We start from the raw sequence: 21129 nt of genomic DNA on the forward strand, positions 1-21129 counted from the left end.
AGCGGCTCAACCTTCCCTTGTCCAGATGCCGGCCTCGGGCCCTCCCGCTCCTCCAGCTTCGAAGTCAGAAGCAGATGTTAGAGGAGCGGGTGAAGGGCTGTTGGGCCGCATCGAGCGAGTTCGGTGACGCATTCTGCTGAGCCCCTCGCCCGAAACCAATTGGGACGTCACGATGCTCGGATTCAGGTCGGTGTTCACGACCCATGACAACCGGAACCATCTGCTGCCGCTGGTACGGGAACAACTTGACCGGTGGATCGCGGATCCCAAGGGCTGGGATCCGCACGCGCTGCGCGAGAACCGGTGGACGACCATCGGCGAGGACGTCCGGGCCCTGCTGCTGCAGCATGAAGGGCAGGATGGGTCAGCGTCCACTCGCGTGCGGATCGTCGAGACCAAGTCGGACGGCCGGTGGATCACCCAGCTGACCGTACATTCGCCCAACGCAAGAGAGCGTGCGGCGTGGGCCTGGGTCGACATCGAATCCCCCGACCCCGACGGCGAGGACCCACGCAGCCGACCTCGCCGCGCAGGCACCCCTCGCTTTCTTGCTCCAACGCTCGAGATCGTCGACGCTTGGGACGGTGCCGCCCGCCTCACGACGCGGCCAATCGTCATCCGCGGCGACGAAGTCGACGAGGTCTACCGAGCGCTCATCGACACCGAACGACGAGGTGTCGTCTTCGTCGCCGGCAACGACGGCTCGCTGCCATCAGTCCCGTGGACGAACCGGATCGCCAATCTGACCCGGTTCACCATCGGTGTGGCCTCGTGCTTTGTGCTGGACGGGGATGCCACACAGCTGCTCAACGACCGGCTCGGCCAGGCCCATGCCGTGCTGCCTGGCCGGCTGCGTACCTATCGCTCCCAGGTTCAACCGGACTCGGTCGTCGACGGACTGCGGCACCGGGTCCTGAGCGCCGAACGGATCGCCGACGACAGCGAACAGCCCCGGCTCGCGCGGGTCCTCGCCTCCAGCGCCCAACTTCAGGCTCTCGAGCAGCCGTTACCCGCATCGGTGGCGCGGGTTCATCGGATGCTGGAACGCATCGCCGACGACATGTTGGTGAACCGGCTTGGGGACGTCGGTTCGAAGCGGGTGTCGCTCGTTCCGTCGCAGCCCCGGGCGGCAGCCGTCGAGACGCGGGAGAGTGATCGTCGCCAAGACGATGTCAACACGCAACAGGACATGTTGCTCGACTACCTGAAGATCAAGGTAGGGATCGATGAGCTGACAGTCGACCGGATCGACGAAGTAGTGCGTTTGATCGAGGTTGGTCGGTCATCGCAGGAGGCACAGGAAGACATCGCATCCCGACTCGCGCAGCTCCAAGCTGAACTCGACGAGACGCAGAAGGCATATCGTGACGTCAAATGGCAGCTGGAGGATGAGCAGCTTGAGAACCGAGACGCCGTCGACCTTCTGACCCGGTCAGAGGAGACCGTACGGACGCTGCGCCGCCGGCTGGCGTCGATGGGGCAAGCAGAGGTGGCCTGGACGGCGCAGCCATCGGAAAAGGACGTCACCCGGCCGGACAGCTTCGGCGAGTTACTCCGTTGGCTGCCGAAGCTCACGCACGTCGTGTTTTCGGGTGATCCTGACCCTGCTGAGGATCTCGACAGCAACGACCCCCTGGGCGCATGGGCTTCGAAGACATGGGACGCGCTGTTGGTGCTCCAGGACTACGCAGCGGCAAAGGCGGACGGGCGCTGGGACCGGGACGTGCACGGATTCCTTGAGAACACTCCGGATGGCTGCCACGAGTGGCCGACGCGACGGCACGCCCGCGATGAGAGTGAGGAGGTCCGGACCAACCCGGCGTACTGGAGGAGGCGTGTTCTCCCCGTGCCAACCTCCGTCGTGCAGGCGGGCACAACCTTCATGGGAGCCCACTTCAAAATAGCTCAGTTCGCGATGATCAGCCCTCGGATGCACTACTACGACGACACGGCGCAGAGTGGCCGAATCTATGTCGGTTACATCGGTCGGCACCTACCGACCGGACAGACGAACTGACGACATTCGAAGGGTGATTGCTGCGCTGCGAGATTGAAAGCTGGAAGCATCTGCGGCTGCTCGTGCGTGGTCAGTTGGTGGCGCGGTAGAGCCTCACCCCGCCGCTGGCATCCGGTTGGCTGGCCACTGCGGCGTGTTCGTCGACGAGCCATGGGGTGAGGCGGGAGCGTCGATGCGACGGCGAACCTCCCGTCGACCAGCAGCATGTAGGCGATCTCGACAGCCCGTCGAGCCTCAATGCCGCGACGGTCGTGTGACTCCACGACAAACCCCGTAGATTGCCCCGCGCGCCGAGCGGCGCCAGCGGGTTCGTCCGGCGCCGCCAGCCCACGTGTCGATGGCGGAGCGTGGCCGTAAGGGTGCGCATAGTGCCAGGTGCGGCGGTATGAGCCGAAGGTTATCTATCGGCATCGGTGAATCGTGTTCTAGGTTACGGCCACCTGTCGGTGCCGTAACCCTCCGATCGCACCCGCAGCTCCGCAACCCGAAGGAGACCTGGATGAAACGAATCCTTGCCGGCGCGGCGACAGCCGTGCTGTTGCCAGCCGGGCTGGCCGCCATCGCCATCGCCGGGCCCGCCAGCGCGAAGCCCACCGGTCCGACCCCGGTCGCGCCGTCCGGGGAGGCCGCCTCGCCCGAGATGCTCGCCGCCATGCAACGCGATCTGGGCCTGACTCCCGCCGCCGCCCGCGCCAGGATCGCCTCCGACGACGCCGCCAGCCGTACGGAACTGGCGTTGCGTAAGCGCCTGGGCTCCACCTTCGCCGGTGCCTGGTTGGCGCCGGACGCGAAGTCGCTGGTCGTTGCCGTCACCGACAGCGCCAAGGCGGCCGAGGTGACCGCCGCCGGTGCCACCCCCAGGCTGGTGGACCGCAGCGGCCGGAAGCTCGACGCGATCAAGGGCGGGCTGGACGCGGCTGCCGCCAAGGCGCCCCCGGCCTCGGTGCCCGGCTGGTACGTCGACGTCAAGTCCAACACCGTCGTGGTGCAGGCACGCGGTGGCAGCGCTGCCGCCAGGGCCTTCATCAAGGCCAGCGGCGTCGATGCCTCGGCGGTACGGGTGGTCAGCACCACCGAACAGCCCCGGCTGCTCTACGACGTACGCGGCGGCGACGCCTACTACATCGGCGGCGGCCGCTGCTCGGTCGGCTTCTCCGTCAACGGCGGCTTCGTCACCGCCGGGCACTGCGGCAACACCGGCGCCGCCACGACCGGCTTCAACCGCGCCGCCCAGGGCACCTTCCAGGGCTCCTCGTTCCCCGGCAACGACTACGCCTGGGTGGCGGTCAACTCCAACTGGACCCCGCAGCCGTGGGTCAACAACTACGCCGGCGGCAACGTGACCGTCGCCGGCTCCACCGTGGCCGCGATCGGCGCGGCCATCTGCCGCTCCGGCTCGACCACCGGCTGGCGCTGCGGCACCGTGCAGGCCTACAACCAGACCGTCAACTACGCGGAGGGCTCCGTCTCCGGCCTGACCCGCACCAACGCCTGCGCCGAGCCGGGCGACTCCGGCGGGTCCTGGCTCAGCGGCCAGCAGGCGCAGGGCGTGACCTCCGGCGGTTCCGGCAACTGCACCTCCGGCGGCACCACCTACTTCCAGCCGGTCAACGAGATCCTCTCCGCGTACGGCCGGACGCTGGTGACCAGCGGCGGCGGCAACCCGCCGCCGCCGACCGGCTGCAGCGGTTACGAGTTCTCCGCGACCGGGTCGCTGTCCAGCGGCGGGAACGCCTACCAGCCGAACGGCAGCTACTACTACTCGTCGACCTCCGGCACCCACAGCGGCTGCCTCGACGGCCCGACCGGCACCGATTTCGACCTCTACCTGCAGAAGTGGAACGGTAGCGGCTGGAGCGCGGTGGCGCAGGGCACCACGGCCGCCGCCGACGAGACCGTCACCTACAACGGCACGGCCGGCTACTACCGCTGGCGGGTGCACGCCTACAGCGGTTCGGGCAGCTACGCCCTCGGCTACAGCAACCCCTGACCGGCTCGACGGGACGCCCGCATCGCACCGGCGATGCGGGCGTCGCCGCGTCCGGCCGCGCCGGTGGCGATTCGGCGTACCGCCGAGCGAGTGGCGCCGGCGTCACCCGATCAAGCCGGCGACGGTCGCCGTCACCTCGGAGAGCCGCTCGTCGGCCCGTCGGCGCTGCTGCCTGATCCACTGCTTCCCCTCGGCCGCGATCCCCTCGAGGACGTGGAGGGTGTGCGGCAGGCCCGACGCGTCCAGCGCGACCCGGGACAGCGCCCCCGGATCCTCGCCCGGCTGGATCCCGTCGGTGCTCGACTCGGTCACCCGGACGCGGATCGGATCGCCGTTGACCAGTCTCAGCTCGAACGTCTGCTGTTGGGTCGCCACCCCGTCGATGCGTACGGCGGCGACGGTGTCGAAGCGGTAGTTGAGTCGTTGCGTCCCACGGGAAACCCCCTCCTCGAAGTCGAGGTCGATGTCCACCTGGCGTACCCCGTCGTCGGTCAGCAGGAAGAGCAGCAGCCGGTACCTGGAGTAGCGCCACGGTCCCCGCGGCACCCGGGCCCGCTTGTACGACCCGGCGGGCGCCTCGATGAAGGCGTGCGCGATCACCTGACTGGGCCGGAGCCGGTAGTGCCGCATCGCCTCGTCGACGAGGATCCTGCGGTCGCACTCCAGCCAGGAGGCCATCTCCGCGTCCGACGGCTTGCGGGACAGCTTCTTCTGCCAGTGTTCGTAGGCCGCCTGCCGCTCCGCCAACTGCTGCGCCCGCTCCGCCTCGTCGGCCGGTACGCGTCGCCGCTCGGCGACGATGCGGAAGCACGCCCGCGCGCCGATCACGGCGGACGCCACGGCGAGCAGCACCGACGCCGTGCCGCCCACCGGCGCGGTCAGCGCGGCGGCGGGCGCCACCCAGGCAGCTCCGGCGGCGGCAGCGACCAACCCGGTCACGCACAGGGCCGTGGTCGACAACGGGGTGCGGAGCCGGGTCCGGTAGGCCGTCAGGGTGTCGTTCTCCCACCGCTGCCGTACGTCGCCGACGAGGTGACGAACCAGCCAGGCGATCTCGCCCGCGTCGACCCGCTGCTCGCGGTAGATCTCGACGAGTTCGTCGCGCAGGTGCCTGCGGATGCCCGCAGTCTGGGCGAGCCAGTGGGACCGGGCCGTGTCCCGGGGCACGTACCGCCCGAAGTAGGTGTCGAAGAGCCGGTCCACCTTCCGGGCGAAGCCGCCGGCCAGCGACCCTTTCTTGCGCTGCGTCGGCGGAGCGTACTCCGCCTCCTTCAGCCGCAACCGCTCCCGCCGGAAGTGCCGGTCCGCCCCGCCGACCACGAAGGCGACGACTCCCGCCGCGGACACGAGGTAGGCGAGCACCGGGGACAACTCGCCGCGTTGCAGCACCAGTCGCGCGATGTTGCCCGCGGCGAGGACGAAGGCCGCTGCGGCGGTGAGGGCACGCAGCCATTCGCCCACCGGGATCGAGGCCGGCTGGACGGGACGCACCCTCGGCGGCGCGGGGGAGTGTCCCTATGGGTTTCGTCAAGCGGGGACCGGACTGATGGGGCGTGGCTGGTAGGGGATCTTGTCGCGGAGCATGGCGAACAGGACGTCGCAGCGGCGTCGGGCCAAGCAGATGAGGGCGGCGTTGTGGCGTTTGCCTTCGGCGCGTTTCCGGTCGTAGTAGGCGCGGCTGACGGGGTCGGCCAAGGCGGCGAACGCGGCGAGGAAGAAGGCTCGTTTGAGGTTCTTGTTGCCGCCGCGGGGTGGGTGTTCGCCGCGGATGCTGCTGCCGGATCGTCGGGTCACCGGGGCGAGGCCGGCGTAGGCGGCGAGGTGGCCGGGGGTGGGGAAGGCGGTGCCGTCGCCGACTTCGAGCAGGATCCGGGCGGCGGTCCTGACGCCGATGCCGGGCATCGAGGCGAGAGGGTGCGCATCGAGGATCCTTTCGACCTCGGCGGCGGCCTGGTCGCGTTGGCGTAGGACGTCGCGGAGGCTGTCAGCCAGGCGGGGCAGGATCGTCTCCGCCGCGTTCGTGCCGGGGACGGTGACGGTCTGCTCGTCGAGCGCGTTCATGATCTGCTCGACGAGGCGTTCACCCATGCGTGGGGCGTGAGGCCCGGCGACGGACAGCAGTTTGCGACGTCCGGCCTTGCGTAGCCCGACCGGTCCCCCGCAGCGCGACAGCAGTTCCAGCACGGCCTTGTGCTGCACTTTCGGGCCGAGAACTCGTTCCAGGGCGGGGTGGATCTGAGTGAGCAGGCCACGGATCCGGTTGGACACCCGGGTGGCTTCGCCAGCGAGGTCGTCGTCGAAGCCGACCAGGACCTCCAGCTCTGCGAGGGCTTCGTCGCCGACATCGACCCGGCGCAGCGTGTGCGGAAGGGTGCGGGCGGCGTCAGCGATGACGTAGGCGTCGCGGGCGTCGGTTTTCGCCGCACCGGGGTGCAGGTCAGCGATGCGGCGCATCGCCAGGCCGGGCAGGTAGGCCACCTGATGACCGCAAGCCCGAGCCACCGCGACCGGCAAGGCGCCGATCGAGGCCGGCTGGTCGACCACCACCAGAATCCGGCCGTGGCGGGCGAGCTTGTCGAACAACTGCCGCAGTCGGGCCTCGGTGTTCGGCAACGGCGCGTCGTGCAGCCGCTTGCCGTCCGGTGCCAACCCGACCGCGTGGTGGCCCTCTTTGCCGACGTCCAAGCCGAGGTAGACGCCGTATCCGTCGTTCACCAGACCCGCCTCCACGCATCGATCCCGTAGCCTCGGTCGCTGGTCCAGGCGTCGGACTGCCGGCAGCCACGTTACGAAGAGACCTACCCCAACACGGGTGGCCGTGTCCCTATCAGCGGTCCGCCGACGCCACCCGACCCGGCGACAACACCCCCCGGATCATGCAAACGACAGGGGCAGGAAGTCATACCGGGCCGGGCGACCGAGGGTCCCCGGCTGGGGACGATCAAAAAGGTAACGGGGTGGAAGAACAGCCGGACCCGGTTCCTCCTGTCCCCGGCCTTCTGCCCGGCCCTGGCCCGCTCGACCGAGCGGTGCCACAGTTGGTCCTCGACCGGGCCTTCGAGCAGCACCCCGAGGTGATCGAGGATCTTGTCGCGCTGGCGCGGCCTGAGCTCGTCAAGTTCCTTGACGGTCAACTCGGTGTCGGCGGTGTCCAGGGAGCTGAGCAGCCGCAGGACCGACCGCAGGCCGACCGTCCACTCGCCCCGGCCGTGCACCCGGGTGATGCGGCCGCAGATGGTGGAGAGCGTGATGAGGTCCTCGTTGCCCAGTTGTCGCAGGGTGCGTCCGCTCAGCAGGGCGAGCAGCCAGTGGAAGCGCACCTCGTCGGTCTCGTGCCCGCGCGCCACGGCCTCCTCGATGAGTTCGCGTGCCCTGCCCGGCATCCGGGCGTCGAGGTACTTCACGCCGGTGCGGAACCTCTCCTTCGGCGAGGCGTCCGGTGGCAGTTGGTAGTAGACGTCGCCGTGGATCGCCTGGGCCTGCACCCCGACGTGGGCATCGCCCTGCGCGACGTTGGTCGTGGTCGGCGTGGTCACGACAGCCCCTTCGCCACGGCCATGATCGCGGCCAGCCTGGCCGCCAGCTCCGTCACGTCGGCCACCAGGCCGCGCAGCCTCCGCAGCGACACCATCAGGACGCTCCGGCTCTGCGGTGTCTCTTCCTGGAGGCAGTCGCCGGCCGTGTCCAGCTCCGTCTCCGCCGCCGCGTAGGTGTCCTCGTCCAGTTGGCCGTCGCGGTGGGCCTGCTTGAGCAGGTCACGCAGCTCGCTGATCGCCGTCGCGAGATCGGCCGGCTGCTCCGGCTCCCAACCCACGGTGACGTTGCCGTGGATCTGTCCCGCCTGGACGCCCACCCGGGCGTTGCCGCTGGCGATGTTCCTGTTGGTGATGCCCATCTGCGCCTGCCTGTTCCTCTTCGCCGTTTCCCGTTGGTCGGCCGCGGCGTCGGCGACCAGTTCCTGCGCCAGCGCCGTGGCGAACGCGGCCGCGTGGGCCACCGCCCGTGGCTGCCAGTTCTCCCCGTCGGTGGCCGTCTTGGTGCCGTCGGCCCGGTCGCTGATGCCCCGCACCACGACCACGGGCAGTGCCCGGTTGAGGTGACCCGCCTGGGCGACGCCGGCGGCCTCCATCTCGATGGCCACGGCGTCGTTGTAGTGCTGCCGAACCCACCGGGCCTGCTCGGAGACCGCCGAATCCTGTACGATCTCGCCCGCCGCGATCGGCGCGAAGTGCACCCGGGGCGCGGCGTCGCCGGGCTGGCCCCGGAACCACTCGCCGCTGCGCGCCAGGTGTTGCGCGATCTGGCCCGCGCCGTGCGGAATCTCCCACGCCTTCGGCCGGGCCTTGAGGCCGTCGTCCTCGCTCGTGCCGCCGTGGTAGGCGTAGACCTGGGACGCCACCACCACGTCGCCCAGCCGGATGCTCGGCCAGAGGGCGCCGGCGACGCCGACGAAGATCACCGCGGCGGGGGAGAACTCGGCCATGGCGCGCTCGGCCAGTACCGCCGCCGGGTGGTTGCCCTTGCCCACCAGGCCCAGCGCCACCCGGCAGCCGCCGAGCCGGCCGACCTCGAAGCGCGTGCCGGCGGGATGGCGGTGCACCCGCAGGTCGGTCAGCCTGCTGCGGACCGCGTCGTACTCCAGGTTCAGGGCCGTGAGAATCACGACGGGACTGCTGTTCATGCCTCTGCCGTCTCCTTGTCCGTCGGCTGCGTCGGCCGGGTCATGGGGGGATGCAGCGCCTCGCGCGGGCCCGGCCGGAACAACCGTGCGGGGCGTCCGGTGTCGGTCTTCCTCGTCGTACCGGCGGGCACGATGAAGCCGTCGACGCTCTGGACCTTGCGGTAGAAGTTCCGGGGGTCGAGGCTGACGCCCCACACCGCCTCGTAGACGTCCCGCAACTCCGAGATGGTGAACGTCGGGCCGCAGAACGCGGTCGCCAGCGCCGAGTACTCCAGCTTTGCGCGGGCGCGCTCGACGCCGTCCGCGACGATCCGGCGGTGGTCGAAGGCGAGCCGGGCGTCGGGCGAGAGAGCGCGATCGGTGGGGGTCCAGCACGCGTCGGAGGCGTCGGTGCCGGCGGTCGGCTCGGGCAGCCGGGGAGCGACGGCGAGGTAGGCCACGGAGACGACGCGGCCCCGGGGGTCGCGTCCCGGCGTGCCGTAGACGCCCAACTGTTCGAGGTGCAGTTGGTCCGCCGACAGGCCGGCCTCCTCGGCCAACTCCCGGTGGGCCGCCGCCGGCAGGTCCTCCTCCGCGTGGTTCAGGAAGCCGCCGGGAAGGGCCAGGGCGCCCCGGTACGGCTCCACGCCGCGCTGCACGAGCAGCACCTGGAGCCGGGAATCGCGCAGGGTGAGGATGACGAGGTCCACCGCGAGGAGAACGGTGGGCGCAACCCAACGATCGTCCGACATGGATCTCACCCTAGACTTACTGTCACTATGACAGGAAGTGCGGACGGGTGTCGGCTTTCAGCAGCAGCCGATGCCCGACGGCAGGGGCGCGCCCCGCCCGATCACTCCCGGCGACGGGCCGGTCAGCCGCCGGAGGGCGGGGTGTTACGGCTGCGGGCGCCCTTCGGGCGGGCCCTCGGCGGTTCCGCCAGCGTCGACGCCCGCCGGCTCAACGCGTCGACCCGCTCGACGAGTTCGCGTACGGCCTCCTCGTCGTCGGCGTCCACCGCCGCGACGCGGTCGAGCAGCGCGGCGTAGTCCGACGTCAGCGCCAGGTACCTCCTGCCGAACGCCTCCTCGGCGCCGCTGACGTAGGCCTGGCGCTGCGCCCGGGCGTACCGCTGGTCGAGGTCGATGATCTGCTGCGCCAGTACGGCCGCGGCGGCGCCGAGCGCGCCACGGGCGTCGGCGCTCCCGTCGCGGCGGCGGCGACGGGCGTCCGCGAGCCGGCCCGCGCGGCGGCCACCCACGTAGAGCACCGTCGCCCCGGCGACGACGGCCAGGATCGCGGCGCCGGCGAGCAGGAAGCGGGGCAGCGACGGGCTGATCGTCCGCGCGCCGTCGGGGACGGTGCCGGCCTTCACCAGCAGGTCGTAGTTGACGGTGACGACCTTCAGCGCCTCCAGGGGGCGGTCGGCGAAGGTGTCGACGCCCCGGCTGATGGTCATCTCCGCCACGAAGGCCCGGCCGAAGTTCCCGTCGTCGCGCCCGGGCAGCAGCGCGCAGCCGTAGGTGTCGTACTCGTCGGAGTCGCGGCTTATGACCAGCACGACGGTCCCGTCGGCGGCGCGCTCGACCTGGCGGCAGCCCTGCCTGAGGTCCGCGCCCGGCTCGAGCATCAGCACGACCAGCCGGCGGTTGCCGATGATCCGTTCGGCCGCCGCGCGGTCCAGGTCGACGCCCGGTGCGACGTACACGGACGAGGCGCGCACGTGCCGGGCGACCGGACCGTCCAGCGCCCCGCCGGTCCACAACGCCCAGCCGGCCAGCACCAGGCAGGCCAGGACGGCGATGCCGAAGGGCGTGCCGAACAGGTCACCGAGCCGACGTCGTACGGACGGGTTCACGACAGCCTGCCCCGGAGGTAGAGGTCCGGGCGGTAACTGGCGATCCCCAGCGTCCGGGCGGCGTCGTCCAGCTCCCCGGACGCCTCGTCGAGCAACGTACGCGCGTGGCGGTCCGGTAGCTCCTCGTCCAGCGCGGCGCGGGCGGCCTGGAGCTTGACGACGCCCCGGGTCAGCGCCGGGTCGCTGCGCGCGTCGGTGAGCAGGGACATCTCGACGGCGAGCGCGGTGAGACCCGCCAACCGCGCGGGAGTGCCGCCCCGCCCCGGGTCGCCCCGCCGGAGCACGGCCCCGTCCGGCCGGCGCAGCGACCGGACCGAGAGGATCAGGAACGTCGCCACGCAGCCTGCGAAGATCCACGGCAGGGCCGGCAGCGCCACCCGCAGCGGATCGATCGGCCGGTACGGCAGCGGACGGTCGAACAGCCCCGAGTAGCGCAGGTCGGTGACCCGGTTCAGCCAGGCCGTCAGCACGTTGCCCTGCGGGTAGTCGTAGCGGCTCAGCCGACCGGCGAACTGGCCGTAGAAACTCGCCCCGGCCAGCTCCGCGAAGTCGTCGGCCGCCGGCCCGTGGTACTCGATCCAGAGCCCGTACATCACGACGATCGGCGTGCCCGGGAACAGCTCGGCCAGCGCCGGCCCGTACCGGGGCACCGGCTCGCCGAACGGCTGCGCGGGCAGCGCCACGTACCGGGCGCCGTCCGGAAAGGCGTTGCGCGCGGCCTTGTCTGGGACACCGGTCAGCGTGGCCCCGGCCCCGAGGTGCAGGCCGGTGGCCCGCAGGTCGGCGGCGACGGCGGCCAGCTCCCGGTCGGTCGGCGCGCGCCACCGCAGTTCGTCGTGCTCGGGCGGGTCGGGCGCGTCCCGCAGCGCGGCGATCAGCCCCACCAGCAGGTTCGTCACGTCGGCGGTGGCGAACTGCGCCCGCCAGTCGGGCAGCGTGTCGGCCACGGCCTGGTAGATGCCGCCGCTGACCTCAGTGCCGATCACCCGGATGGTCGCGTTCTCCACGTCCCGCACCCGGTCACGCTCGTCCTTGTCGAGCCCGGGCGGCGCGACCAGGATCCGGACGGGGCGGTCGCCGGCGGCCTCGCGGACCCGCTGCTCGTTCCAGCGCGCCGTCGAGCCGGGCAGCCGCACCACCGGCTCGGCGGCCACCAGCGCGGTCATCTCGTCCACCGATGGCACGCTCGCGTCGCTCAGCTCACCCGCCGAGCCCTCGTCGATCTTCGCCGTGGCGGCCGGCGACCGGCCGTAGCTGACGTCGACGCTCTGCCGCTGGGCGAGTAGGAAGACCACCAGGACGACCACGGCGACGCCGAGCAGCGACCACCGCAGCAGCTCGTAGCGGTAGTGCCTGCGGGGTGTCACTGGTGTGTGCGCCACAGCCGGTCGGCCTCCCTCGCGTGTTGCGCCGCCGCGCGGGCGGCGGAAGCCCCGCCGCGCCCGGCCGCCATCGACTCGGCGCGGGTCAGCAGCCGCTCGGCCTGCGGCACCCGGGTCGCCGCCGCGTCCCGGCTGACGGCCGCGCTGTCGATGGCCGCGCGCGCGGTGGACCAGGCCGTCCGGCGCTCCCGCTCCCGCGCGCGCCACCTCGGCAGCAGGGCCGTCGCGAAGCCCGCGCCCACCAGCAGGAGGCCGCCGACCAACCAGACGAGGAGGGTGTGGGACATGCGCTCCAACCATCGGACGAGGGGTACGGGGTGCGCTCGCAGGCTGTCGGGCGGGCAGGGGTACGACCGAGTCTGGCTGACCGAGTCGGACCGGCGCGAACCGGCCCCGGCGGTCGAGGCCCGGCAGGCGACCTGCGTCGTACGGTTTGCGCATGACGCACCCCGTCTGGGCGGATGGCAGGGCCTACCAGGCGTACGTGGGCCGGTGGAGCCGCCCCGTCGCGGGGGAGTTCCTGTGTCCGCTTCGAGACCCAGCGGTACGCGCCGCCGACGTCGTCGGTCAACCTGATCCGTGACGCCGGGTGTCGTGCCCGTCGTGGAGATCGGAGGACCGATGAAGGCCCGTTTCCGATGGCGGTCGACCCGCGTGACGCTGTTCGCGGCCCTGGTCGGCGCGCTGGTCGCCGCACTGCTGCCCGCCTCGCCGGCGCTCGCGCTGCCCTCCGGTAGCGGCTGGTCGGCCTCGTGGAGCTACTACCATCCCACCGCCTACCAGTACGCCGGCACGCTGCCCGGCGTCCGGCTGACCGGTTACGCCACCGACAACTCAGGCACCAGCACCACGGTCGGTACGATCGAGGACACCGCCGACGACGGCCGCTGCGCCAGGGTGATGCTCTACGCCAACGGCGTCGGCTACGTCGCCGACCGGACCACCTGCGGCAGCGGCAGCTACCTGACCTACTCCACCGGCAGCTACAGCCAGGGGCTGCTGGTGATCGTCTACCGGATGGTCGCGGGCACCACCACCCACGACAAGGGCTTCGCCATGTTCGTTCCCGGTTCGTCCGCCGATCCGGAGCTGCGCACCGTGGGCACCGGCGCCAGTTGGTCGTACTACACGTCGACCGCGTTCCAGTACACGGTCACCCGCCCTGGCGTGCGGCTGATCGGCTACGGCGTCCACCAGTACACGGACCAGCGCTCCTCGCTGAACACTGTGGAGAAGACGGCCGCCACGGTCGGCTGCGCCACGGCCAAGGTCACCGGCGGTGTGTCCACCAGCGGCGGCACCTGCGTCAACGGCGGCAGCACGTCCTTCTCCCGCGCCGACCTGACCAACAACCTGGAGGCTTCCGCCTGCTACCAGCCGGTCCCCGGCACCCGGCGCTGCCTGGCGGTGAGCATCCCCGAGCCCTGGTGACCCGACCGGCACCCGGCCCACCGACCGCAGTCCAGCGTCCTCGGACCGACCCGGCAGCCCAGCCGTCCCCGGAGCGACCCGGGGACGGCTGCTGCGGTGACCCTGGCGCGACGACGACGCCCTGATCGCCGCGTACCGCGACGCGGTCCGTCAGCGGCGGCGCTTCGGCAGGTCGAACTGGTCGGCGGCCCGGCAGTCGCGTGGACCGCCGACCGCGCCCGGCCCGGCCCGGTCGAGCGCCGCGCGTGCCCGGACCCGGCCCAGGTTCCAGGCGTACCAGGGGTCCGGCTCGTCGAGGTCCTTGGCGATCCAGCTCAGCGTGCAGCGGCGCACCGGATCGGGCAGGCCCGCCAGAGCCGGCGTCGCGTCCGCCGAGAGCGCCCGCAGGTACCAGGCGTCGATCTTCCCCGTCTGCTCGTACCGGGCGATGTTGCGGCGGGCGGCGTAGTCCTCCGGGTTGAGCACGGCCAGGCCCAGCAGCATCACCACGGCGAGCGCCACGGTGGTGCCGGGGATCCAGGCCCCGCGCCACCGCAGACCGGCCACCAGGATCATGAGGAACACGGTGCCGAGCAGTAGCTCGAACGCCATCACGAAGAGCCGCTCGCCGGTGAAGCTGTAGACCTTCTGGTACGTGTACATCCGCGACAGCGCCGACACCACGATGACGAAGCTGAGGGCGCTGAGCAGGCCCAGCAGGACCCGCAACAGGTGGCGCTCGACCGCCCGGTCCCGTCGCGCCCAGCGGGCCACCCCGCCGAGCACCGCCAGCGTCAGCAGGGTGACGACGACGAGCTGCCAGAACCCGCTGCGCGCGTACTCGGCGTAGCTGAGGCCGGCGGTGCGCAGGACGTGCCGCTGCCCGCCGAACAGGACGGTGAACTGCACCGCCACGAAGCCGCCGAAGAGCAGCGTCAGGGCGCTGATGACGGGAGCCCACTCCACGAGGCCGAAGCGGCGCGTGCCGGGCCGGTCCACGGTCGACAGGTCGGGCGGCGCGGCCAACGTGTAGACGGCGGCGACGGCGCAGAGCCCGCCCACGGCGGCGAGGAAGGCCCAGCGGAACGCCGTGCCGACGTTGACCTTCGGGATCACCTCGTCGAGCATCACGGAGAAGGCGCCGTCGGCCGAGGACAGCAGAGCGCCGAAGACGATCAGCGCGACGATGGTGGCCGCGGCCGATCCGACGACCCGGCGGACCAGGCCGGGATTCGCCGGGGCGCGCAGGTGACCACGCACCCACGGCAGCCCCCGGAACGCCGCGAACGGCGCCGCCACCAGGCTGAACAGGATCGAGCGGACGAGCCGGCCGCCGACGATCGCGAGGGTCGCGCAGGCGAGCGCGCCGAGCACGCAGAACGTCACCAGCCACCAGGCGTTGCGGAAGGCCAGGACCGACAGCAGCGCCAGGGACGCCGCCGCCCAGCCGGCGCGGATCCGCCGGTCGGCGCGGGGGAGTTCCGCGCCCGTCCGGCGTACCGCGAGGACCACCGCGACGGTCAGCGCGAGCCAGCCGAGGAACCAGCCGATGCCCGTGCGGGTGAGCGGCACGAAGAACGCCACCCCCAGCGCTCCGGCCAGGATCGCGGCCGGTACCGCCCGGTCCCGGGCCGGCGCCGGCCCCGGCCAGCGCGTGTCGAGGAACGACGGCGGGCGCGGGACCGGCTGGTAGCCGCGGTACGGCGCGGGCGCGCCGGACGGCACCCCGATCCGGTACGGCGCCGGCAGCGGCGCGGCGACGGGCTCCTGGGTGATGGTCACGGGCGTACCGGCGGCGGATGCGCCGCTGCCCGCCCACGCGCCTGCCGGTACCCCGGCGGCGGGGGCGTTCCCGGGCTGGCCGGCGGGAGCGGCGGCCGGTGCCGCGTCGGTGGTGGCCGGCGGCGGGCTGACGGCGTCGGATGGCGGCTCGGTAGCGGGTGCCACGGCGTCCGCCGCCCTCACCGAGGCGGTCTGCGTCGGGATGCTCGTTCCCGGCTGGGCGGGGACTGTGGGGGCCGGCGCGGCCGACGCCTCGGCCGACCTGGCGGCGGGGGCGGACGGTGCCGGGGCCGGCGGGCCCGCGGCGGCCGGCACCAGCGGGATGAACACGGCGTACCCGCGCGTCCCGGGCGGGATGCTGACGGGGATCGCCCAGGCGGGCGCGCCCTCCGCCCCGGGCCACACCATCGGAGGCGGTGCGCCCTCGGTGGGCGGCATGACGAGCAGGTACGGCGTCTGGTGCCGGGGATCGTCGCCGGTGTCGCCGTGCGTGTCGCCGGTTCCCGGGGGGCCCGGCACCGGTGGTGGCTGGGTCAAGGAACCCCTCCTCGATCGAACGGTCGGCACACTGTACGGCCGCCCCCGGCCCGCCGCCGCCCCGTACGCGCCATGACGCGAGCAACTCGCGTCCGTGCCCGAGCGCGGCTGAGGACCCTCCCCACAGACCATCGCCCGCCTGAAGCCCAGCGGCCGGACCAGTGGTGATCAGGACGCCCTGGACCCTGAAACCGCCGGGTGACGTCCATAGCGTCCTGATCACGAGCGGGGAAGCGGGGGAGGGGTGCGGGGTGGGGGCGGTGAAGCTCCGCCGCCGGTGTGGCCGTACACGAGCACAGCGGCGCAGGCGTGGGCGACCGGATCGGGCGGGCGGCACGCCCGATCGATCCTCGGTAACGTGCTCGGCCATGGCCAGTGGCGTACCTCCCGGCAACTGGTGGGAGGCCCTTCCGCCGCGGCGGGTCAGCCACCTGCCCGGCATCGACGCCGAGTTGCTCCACGTGGGACTCGATCCGGCACCGGTCGCCGCTCCGGTCGTCGTTCGGTACCGCGTACCGGCCCGCAGCGACTTCACCGACCTGCTCGCCGCCGTCCTGGACGAACTGGACCGGGCAGCGCTCACGCTGTTTCCCCGTTGGCTGCCCGGCGCCGAACGGCTCGACGGTTCCGGCACGCTGGGCGCCGCCGCGGTGCGGTCCCTGGCCTCGCGGGCCGCCGCACGCTCCGAGCACTTCGGCCCGTTCCTGGCCGACCTCGCCGAGCGCGCGCTGCGCGGGCGGCACCGGCAGCACCGGCCGCGTTTCCCGGCAGAGGTACGGGCTGCCGGCCTGGCCCGCGTCATCGCCTCCGCGTACGACCGCGACGGGTGGGTCCTGCTGGTCGGCCTGACCGACGAACTGACCACGGACACCGAACGCGCGTTGGTCGCCGCCGCCGAATGGCTGGTGCGGCACGGCCGCTTCACCGTCTGGCTGGCCGGGCGAGAACTACGGACGGTCGACCGGATCCGGTCGGTCCGGGTTTCGCTGCCGTCGAGCCTGGCCGAGTTGGCGGTGCAGACGGGTCGGGTTCCCGACACCGTCCGCGAGCCGCCGCCGGCGCTGACGTTTCCGCCGCTGTCCGGGGTGCCGCGCGGCGACAGCGCCGCCGAGCAGGCCCTGGAGCTGGCACTGACGCCGCACGAGTGGGCCCGGGGGAGGCGCTGGAACCACACGTACGACTGGCACCTGCTCGGCGAGACCTACCGCCTGGATCTCCTCTGGCCGGCCGAGGGACTTGCGGTCGAGGTGGACGGCCCGGAACATCGGGAACGAATCAGATTCGCCAACGACCGGCGACGTGACGTGCGGCTGCAACTCCTCGGGCTGGACGTGCTCCGGTTCACCAACGAGCAGGTGCTGTCCGACGTCCAGGCCGTGGTCGGCATGATCCGGCAACTGCTGACCCGTCGTCGCCAGACCGGCACGCACCCCCACACAGAAGAGGCACCATGACGAGCACGGCGGACCTTCCCCACCTGACGCCCAACCAGATCAACGCGCTCCTGGTGCTCATGGTCGAGGCCCGCGAACTGACCAACACCGAGCTGAAGGAGCTGGCCGGGTTCAGCCTCACCGGTGCCGACAACGCCAAGCTCGTCACGCTCGGCCTGGTCCAGACCGACCGGTCGCACCGACCCTTCTCCCACGAGCTGACCGACGAGGGGTGGCGGGTGGTGCGGCAGCTACACGCCGGCGCCCCGCCCGCGCGCAGCGGCTCGACTACCCGTTCGCTGTTCACCCTGCTGGCCGGCCTGCACCGCTCGCTGAGCCGGTTGGGGCTGAGCCATGCCGACTTCTTCACGCAGCAGTCGGTCGCCCACGGCCCGGCGGCCGGCTCGACGCCCCCCGGCGCCGCGCCGGCACCGGTGGCCGCGCAGCCGGAGGCCGTGGAGGCCCTGATCCGCGCCGCCTACCGCGAACTCGCCCGGGAGCCGGGAGCCTGGGTGGGGCTCGCCGACCTGCGCGAGCGCCTCGGTGGGCAGGACCGCGCGACCGTCGACGCGACGTTGCGGGCCATGGTCCACCGGGACGGCGTCCGGATCATCCCGGTCGCCAACACCAAGTCGTTGACCCCCCGGGACCGGGCCGCCGCGGTGCGCATCGGGGACGAGGAGAACCACACCCTGGCGATCGGCGCGGCATGATCGCTGAGGACGTACGGGCCGCGCTCGAGGCGGTCAGTCTCAACCCGGCGGTCACCCCCGACGACGTGTGGCGGCCCAGCCCGCACGACGTGCCGGAGCTGCACGAGAAGGTGGTGGCGGAGATCCTGCGCGGCGTCGGCAGGGCCCGCACCGACGACACCACCGTGCCCCTCGGGGTGGCCATGCAGGGGCGCGCCGGCGCCGGCAAGACCCACCTGCTCGGAGCGGTGCGGGATCGGATCCAGCGCGAGGGCGGCTACTTCTTCCTGGTCGACATGGTCAGCGGGAAGACGTTCTGGGAGAGCGTGGCGCTGGCCCTGGTCGAAGGCATGGGGCGGGACGCGTTCGGCTGGGGCACCCAGCTGCGTACGTTCCTGCGTCGGCTCACCGCCCAGCTCGGCATCCCGGCGGAGGTCCGCGACGCGGTCGCCGGCACGCAGCCGGTCACCCGGGAGCACCTGGACACCTTCGTGCGAGCCCTGCGGACGCGCCACCGCGAGATCGGCCGGGACTGCCAGGACACCGCCCGGGCGCTGGTCCTGCACGGCGCGCTCGACTTCGAGGCGCAGGACGTCGGCTACGCCCACCTGATCTCCGAGCCGGGTGATCCGGCCGGCCGTACGGCGTGGGGGCTGACCCCGGCGATGCGTACGCCGCAGCAGATCGTCCAGGACGTCTCGCGGCTGATGGCGCTGACGCTGGACCCCACGGTGATAGCCGTCGACCAGCTCGACACGCTCTTCGCCCAGACCAGCACCGCGATGTTCGACCAGTACGCCGGGCTGGAGGACGCCCAGGCGAAGGTCGTCGGGCCCATCGCCGACGGTCTGCTGAAGCTGCGTGACGTCACCCGCCGGACGCTGATCGTGGTGTCGTGCCTGCCGGACACCTGGGAGCTGTTGACCAGGAGCGCGCCCACCCCGGTCGGCGACCGGTTCCGGCAGGCCACCCTTCCCGACCGGATTCCCACCCCCGAGATCGGCCGGGCCATCGTGGCGAAGCGGTTCACCGCCGCCTTCGCCGGGCCGCGTTTCGCACCGCCGCATCCGACCTGGCCGATCAGCCCCGAGGCGTTCGCCGACGCCCCGGCGTTGACGCCCCGGGCGCTGCTGCGCCGCGTGGACCGGCACGTCGCCTGGTGCAGGGACCGGGACGAGGTGACCGAACTCGACCGCCTCATCGAGGTCGGCGACCATGTCGCGGACGGGCCCGAACCGTCGGGCGCAGGCACCACGGTCGGCCCGAGGGCGGCAGGCGAGACAGCCACAGGCGACGATGCGTGCCTGCGGCGGCTCGACGACCGGTTCGCCGAGCTGGTGGCGGCGGCCGATGTGACGGCCGCGCTCGATCCGCGGACCGAGGACACACACATGCCGACGCTCCTCGCTGCTGGCCTGGCGGCCTGGATCGCCGAGCAGGCACCCACCGGTGCCAGTTACAAGTACGACCCGCCGCCCGGCCGTAAGCCGGCGCTGCACGGGCGGCTGATCGAGGTGCTGGACGAGGCCACCGAGAACGAGGCGCACTGGTGTCTTCGCGCGATCTCCCATCCGAACGCGATCGCGGTGACCGCCAGGGTGAAGGCGGCCTGCACGATGGCGGGCCTGGACCGTGCGTTGCCGCAACGGCGGCTGGTGCTGCTGCGCAACGGCCCGTGGCCGACCGGCAAGCGTACGGCCGAGGTGTTGGCGGCCTTCGACGCGGCCGGCGGCATCCGCTGCGGCGTCGAAGAGGGGGACCTACGGGTCTTCGCCGCGCTTCGTGAACTGAGCGGCGAACCGGCCTCCGTCCTGCGGGAGTGGCTGGTGATGCGCCGCCCGGCCAGCTCGACGCAGCTGTTCGCGACGATCCTTGGCGAATCCGCCGGAGCGACCCGCGCGGGGGCCGGGCCGGCCGCCGGGGTGGGCGGCGAGGACGACGTGCGGGTCGACGGCGGAAGGGCCTCGGCCGACGGAACCTCGATCCTGTTGGGGCGGACCACCGACGGGGCGCGGCCCTTCGCGGTGGACCTGGAGTCGCTACGCCGGCACACAGTGATCTTCGCCGGCTCCGGCTCCGGCAAGACCGTGCTGATCCGGCGACTGGTCGAGGAATGCGCGCGGGAGGGCGTGTCCGCGATCGTGCTCGATCCCAACAACGACCTCGCCCGCCTGGGCGATCCCTGGCCGCAACCGCCAGCCGGATGGGGCCCCGGCGACGCCGAGCGGGCCCGCGACCACCTCGACCACACCGAGGTGGTGATCTGGACGCCCCGGGTCAACGCCGGTCGACCGCTCACCTTCCAGCCGTTGCCGGACTTCACTCCTGTCCGCGACTCGCCGGACGAGTTCGACCAGGCGATCCGCTCGGCGGTGGAGGCACTCGCCCCGCGCGCCGGGGTGGACCGGCCGACGAGGGTGGCCCAGCAGGGCAAGGCCGTGCTGACCGAGGCCCTCCAGGCGTACGCGAGGAGCGGAATGGTGGGCCTGCCCGGCTTCACCGAGTTCCTCGCCGAACTGCCCGACGGGGTGAGCCGGTTGAGCCGGTCGGAGAAGCTGGCCCAGGACCTGGCCGAGACCCTGAAGGCCGCCATGGTCACCGACCCGTTGTTCGGCGGCGTCGGCGCCCCGGCCGATCCGGGCCTGCTGCTGACCCCCTCGCCGGGCCGTCGGGCCCGCATCTCCGTGATCAGCTTCGTCGGGCTCACGTCGGACCAGGAACGGCAGGGCTTCGTCAACCAGCTCCAGATGGCCCTGTTCGCCTGGATCAAGCGGCACCCGGCGGGCGACCGGCCCCTGGGCGGGCTCTTCGTGATGGACGAGGCGCAGACCCTCGCCCCGTCGACCGGGCAGACGGCCTGCACCGCCAGCACGATCGCCCTCGCCTCCCAGGCCCGCAAGTACGGGCTCGGGCTGGTCTTCGCCACCCAGGCGCCGAAGGGACTGCACAACCAGATCTCCGGCAACGCCACCACGCAGTTCTTCGGGCTGCTCAATGCTCCCGCGCAGATCGACGCGGCCCGTCAGTTGGCGGAGGCCAAGGGCGGCCGGCTGCCCGACATCGGCCTCATGCAGAGCGGCCAGTTCTACGTGGCCGGAGAGGGCTTCGCGTTCGTCAAGGTGGACACGCCGATGTGCCTGTCCCACCACCCCAAGGCGCCGCTCAGCCCGGAGGAGGTCGTCGCCAGGGCCGCCTCGGCACACTTACGCCCGGAACGCAGTCATGTGCCGGACGCGACGGCCGTCCGATGACGGACAGGACGTAAGCCTCCTGTCCGACGCACTGTTGTAGCAGGTGAGAGGCGTGAGGATGGCGGGCCACATCCCATCCCTCGGGCCCGGCGGGGACAGCATCGTCCCCGCCGACAC

General features: G+C 72.2%; 15 protein-coding genes. 6 read left to right on the forward strand and 9 right to left on the reverse strand.

What is annotated here, in order from left to right; genetic code table 11:
- Positions 1 to 190: 190 nt before the first annotated feature.
- On the forward strand, positions 191 to 2017 hold the full coding sequence (locus GA0070610_RS05215; protein ID WP_231925916.1) for a hypothetical protein: 1827 nt from the start codon (positions 191 to 193) through the stop codon (positions 2015 to 2017).
- A 499-nt stretch (positions 2018 to 2516) separates the two neighbouring features.
- A complete protein-coding gene (locus GA0070610_RS05220; RefSeq protein WP_331716500.1) occupies positions 2517 to 4007 on the forward strand; it encodes a S1 family peptidase in 1491 nt (496 codons plus the stop codon).
- 102 nt (positions 4008 to 4109) lie between these two features.
- On the opposite strand, the gene GA0070610_RS05225 is transcribed toward GA0070610_RS05220, so the two are convergent.
- The 8 genes from GA0070610_RS05225 to GA0070610_RS05255 all read right to left on the reverse strand — a co-directional run bounded on the left by GA0070610_RS05225 (position 4110) and on the right by GA0070610_RS05255 (position 12194).
- Entirely contained in the window at positions 4110 to 5468 is a 1359-nt protein-coding gene (locus GA0070610_RS05225) for a hypothetical protein (protein ID WP_157747035.1), read from the reverse strand.
- Between the two features lie 66 nt (positions 5469 to 5534).
- Entirely contained in the window at positions 5535 to 6722 is a 1188-nt protein-coding gene (locus tag GA0070610_RS05230) for an IS110 family RNA-guided transposase (protein ID WP_157747289.1), read from the reverse strand.
- 83 nt (positions 6723 to 6805) lie between these two features.
- Positions 6806 to 7543 carry a hypothetical protein gene (locus GA0070610_RS30825; protein WP_172896323.1) on the reverse strand — a complete coding sequence of 246 codons (738 nt, stop codon included), beginning with the start codon at positions 7541 to 7543 and terminating at the stop codon, positions 6806 to 6808.
- Positions 7540 to 8688 (reverse strand): 5'-methylthioadenosine/S-adenosylhomocysteine nucleosidase family protein, encoded by a 1149-nt coding sequence (locus GA0070610_RS05235; protein ID WP_088998967.1) that lies wholly within the window; start codon positions 8686 to 8688, stop codon positions 7540 to 7542. Before GA0070610_RS05235 ends, GA0070610_RS30825 begins: the two co-directional genes overlap by 4 nt.
- Positions 8685 to 9419 carry an NUDIX hydrolase gene (locus tag GA0070610_RS05240; protein WP_088998968.1) on the reverse strand — a complete coding sequence of 245 codons (735 nt, stop codon included), beginning with the start codon at positions 9417 to 9419 and terminating at the stop codon, positions 8685 to 8687. Before GA0070610_RS05240 ends, GA0070610_RS05235 begins: the two co-directional genes overlap by 4 nt.
- Positions 9420 to 9541: 122 nt before the next feature.
- On the reverse strand, positions 9542 to 10525 hold the full coding sequence (locus GA0070610_RS05245) for a hypothetical protein (protein ID WP_231925917.1): 984 nt from the start codon (positions 10523 to 10525) through the stop codon (positions 9542 to 9544).
- A complete protein-coding gene (locus GA0070610_RS05250) occupies positions 10522 to 11907 on the reverse strand; it encodes a hypothetical protein (protein WP_231925918.1) in 1386 nt (461 codons plus the stop codon). The genes GA0070610_RS05245 and GA0070610_RS05250 overlap by 4 nt, the downstream gene beginning before the upstream one ends.
- The gene (locus tag GA0070610_RS05255; RefSeq protein ID WP_088998970.1) at positions 11889 to 12194 is read right to left on the reverse strand and encodes a DUF6403 family protein; all 306 of its coding nucleotides are present in this window, start codon (positions 12192 to 12194) and stop codon (positions 11889 to 11891) included. Before GA0070610_RS05255 ends, GA0070610_RS05250 begins: the two co-directional genes overlap by 19 nt.
- Positions 12195 to 12561: 367 nt before the next feature.
- Here GA0070610_RS05255 and GA0070610_RS05260 point away from each other — a divergent pair, with 367 nt between their 5' ends.
- On the forward strand, positions 12562 to 13338 hold the full coding sequence (locus GA0070610_RS05260; protein ID WP_157747036.1) for a hypothetical protein: 777 nt from the start codon (positions 12562 to 12564) through the stop codon (positions 13336 to 13338).
- Positions 13339 to 13488: 150 nt separating this feature from the next.
- On the opposite strand, the gene GA0070610_RS05265 is transcribed toward GA0070610_RS05260, so the two are convergent.
- On the reverse strand, positions 13489 to 15636 hold the full coding sequence (locus GA0070610_RS05265; protein ID WP_231925919.1) for a DUF4153 domain-containing protein: 2148 nt from the start codon (positions 15634 to 15636) through the stop codon (positions 13489 to 13491).
- A 368-nt stretch (positions 15637 to 16004) separates the two neighbouring features.
- Here GA0070610_RS05265 and GA0070610_RS05270 point away from each other — a divergent pair, with 368 nt between their 5' ends.
- From GA0070610_RS05270 to GA0070610_RS05280, 3 genes are read left to right on the forward strand one after another with little or no spacing between them, the layout of a single operon-like run.
- The gene (locus tag GA0070610_RS05270) at positions 16005 to 17090 is read left to right on the forward strand and encodes an endonuclease domain-containing protein (RefSeq protein WP_088998972.1); all 1086 of its coding nucleotides are present in this window, start codon (positions 16005 to 16007) and stop codon (positions 17088 to 17090) included.
- Positions 17087 to 17782, forward strand: coding sequence for a hypothetical protein (locus GA0070610_RS05275; RefSeq protein ID WP_088998973.1), 696 nt, complete (start codon positions 17087 to 17089; stop codon positions 17780 to 17782). Before GA0070610_RS05270 ends, GA0070610_RS05275 begins: the two co-directional genes overlap by 4 nt.
- Positions 17779 to 21012 (forward strand): ATP-binding protein, encoded by a 3234-nt coding sequence (locus GA0070610_RS05280; RefSeq protein WP_088998974.1) that lies wholly within the window; start codon positions 17779 to 17781, stop codon positions 21010 to 21012. Before GA0070610_RS05275 ends, GA0070610_RS05280 begins: the two co-directional genes overlap by 4 nt.
- Positions 21013 to 21129: the final 117 nt, after the last annotated feature.

It is taken from the genome of Micromonospora echinofusca, from assembly GCF_900091445.1.
GTDB lineage: Bacteria > Actinomycetota > Actinomycetes > Mycobacteriales > Micromonosporaceae > Micromonospora > Micromonospora echinofusca.

Bases quoted from the DNA above. Each gene is read 5' to 3' on its own strand.
- GA0070610_RS05220 (WP_331716500.1), top strand. From the start codon at position 2,517: ATGAAACGAATCCTTGCCGGCGCGGCGACAGCCGTGCTGTTGCCAGCC.
- GA0070610_RS05235 (WP_088998967.1), bottom strand. From the start codon at position 8,688: ATGAACAGCAGTCCCGTCGTGATTCTCACGGCCCTGAACCTGGAGTAC.
- GA0070610_RS05240 (WP_088998968.1), bottom strand. From the start codon at position 9,419: ATGTCGGACGATCGTTGGGTTGCGCCCACCGTTCTCCTCGCGGTGGAC.
- GA0070610_RS05255 (WP_088998970.1), bottom strand. From the start codon at position 12,194: ATGTCCCACACCCTCCTCGTCTGGTTGGTCGGCGGCCTCCTGCTGGTG.
- GA0070610_RS05270 (WP_088998972.1), top strand. From the start codon at position 16,005: ATGGCCAGTGGCGTACCTCCCGGCAACTGGTGGGAGGCCCTTCCGCCG.
- GA0070610_RS05275 (WP_088998973.1), top strand. From the start codon at position 17,087: ATGACGAGCACGGCGGACCTTCCCCACCTGACGCCCAACCAGATCAAC.
- GA0070610_RS05280 (WP_088998974.1), top strand. From the start codon at position 17,779: ATGATCGCTGAGGACGTACGGGCCGCGCTCGAGGCGGTCAGTCTCAAC.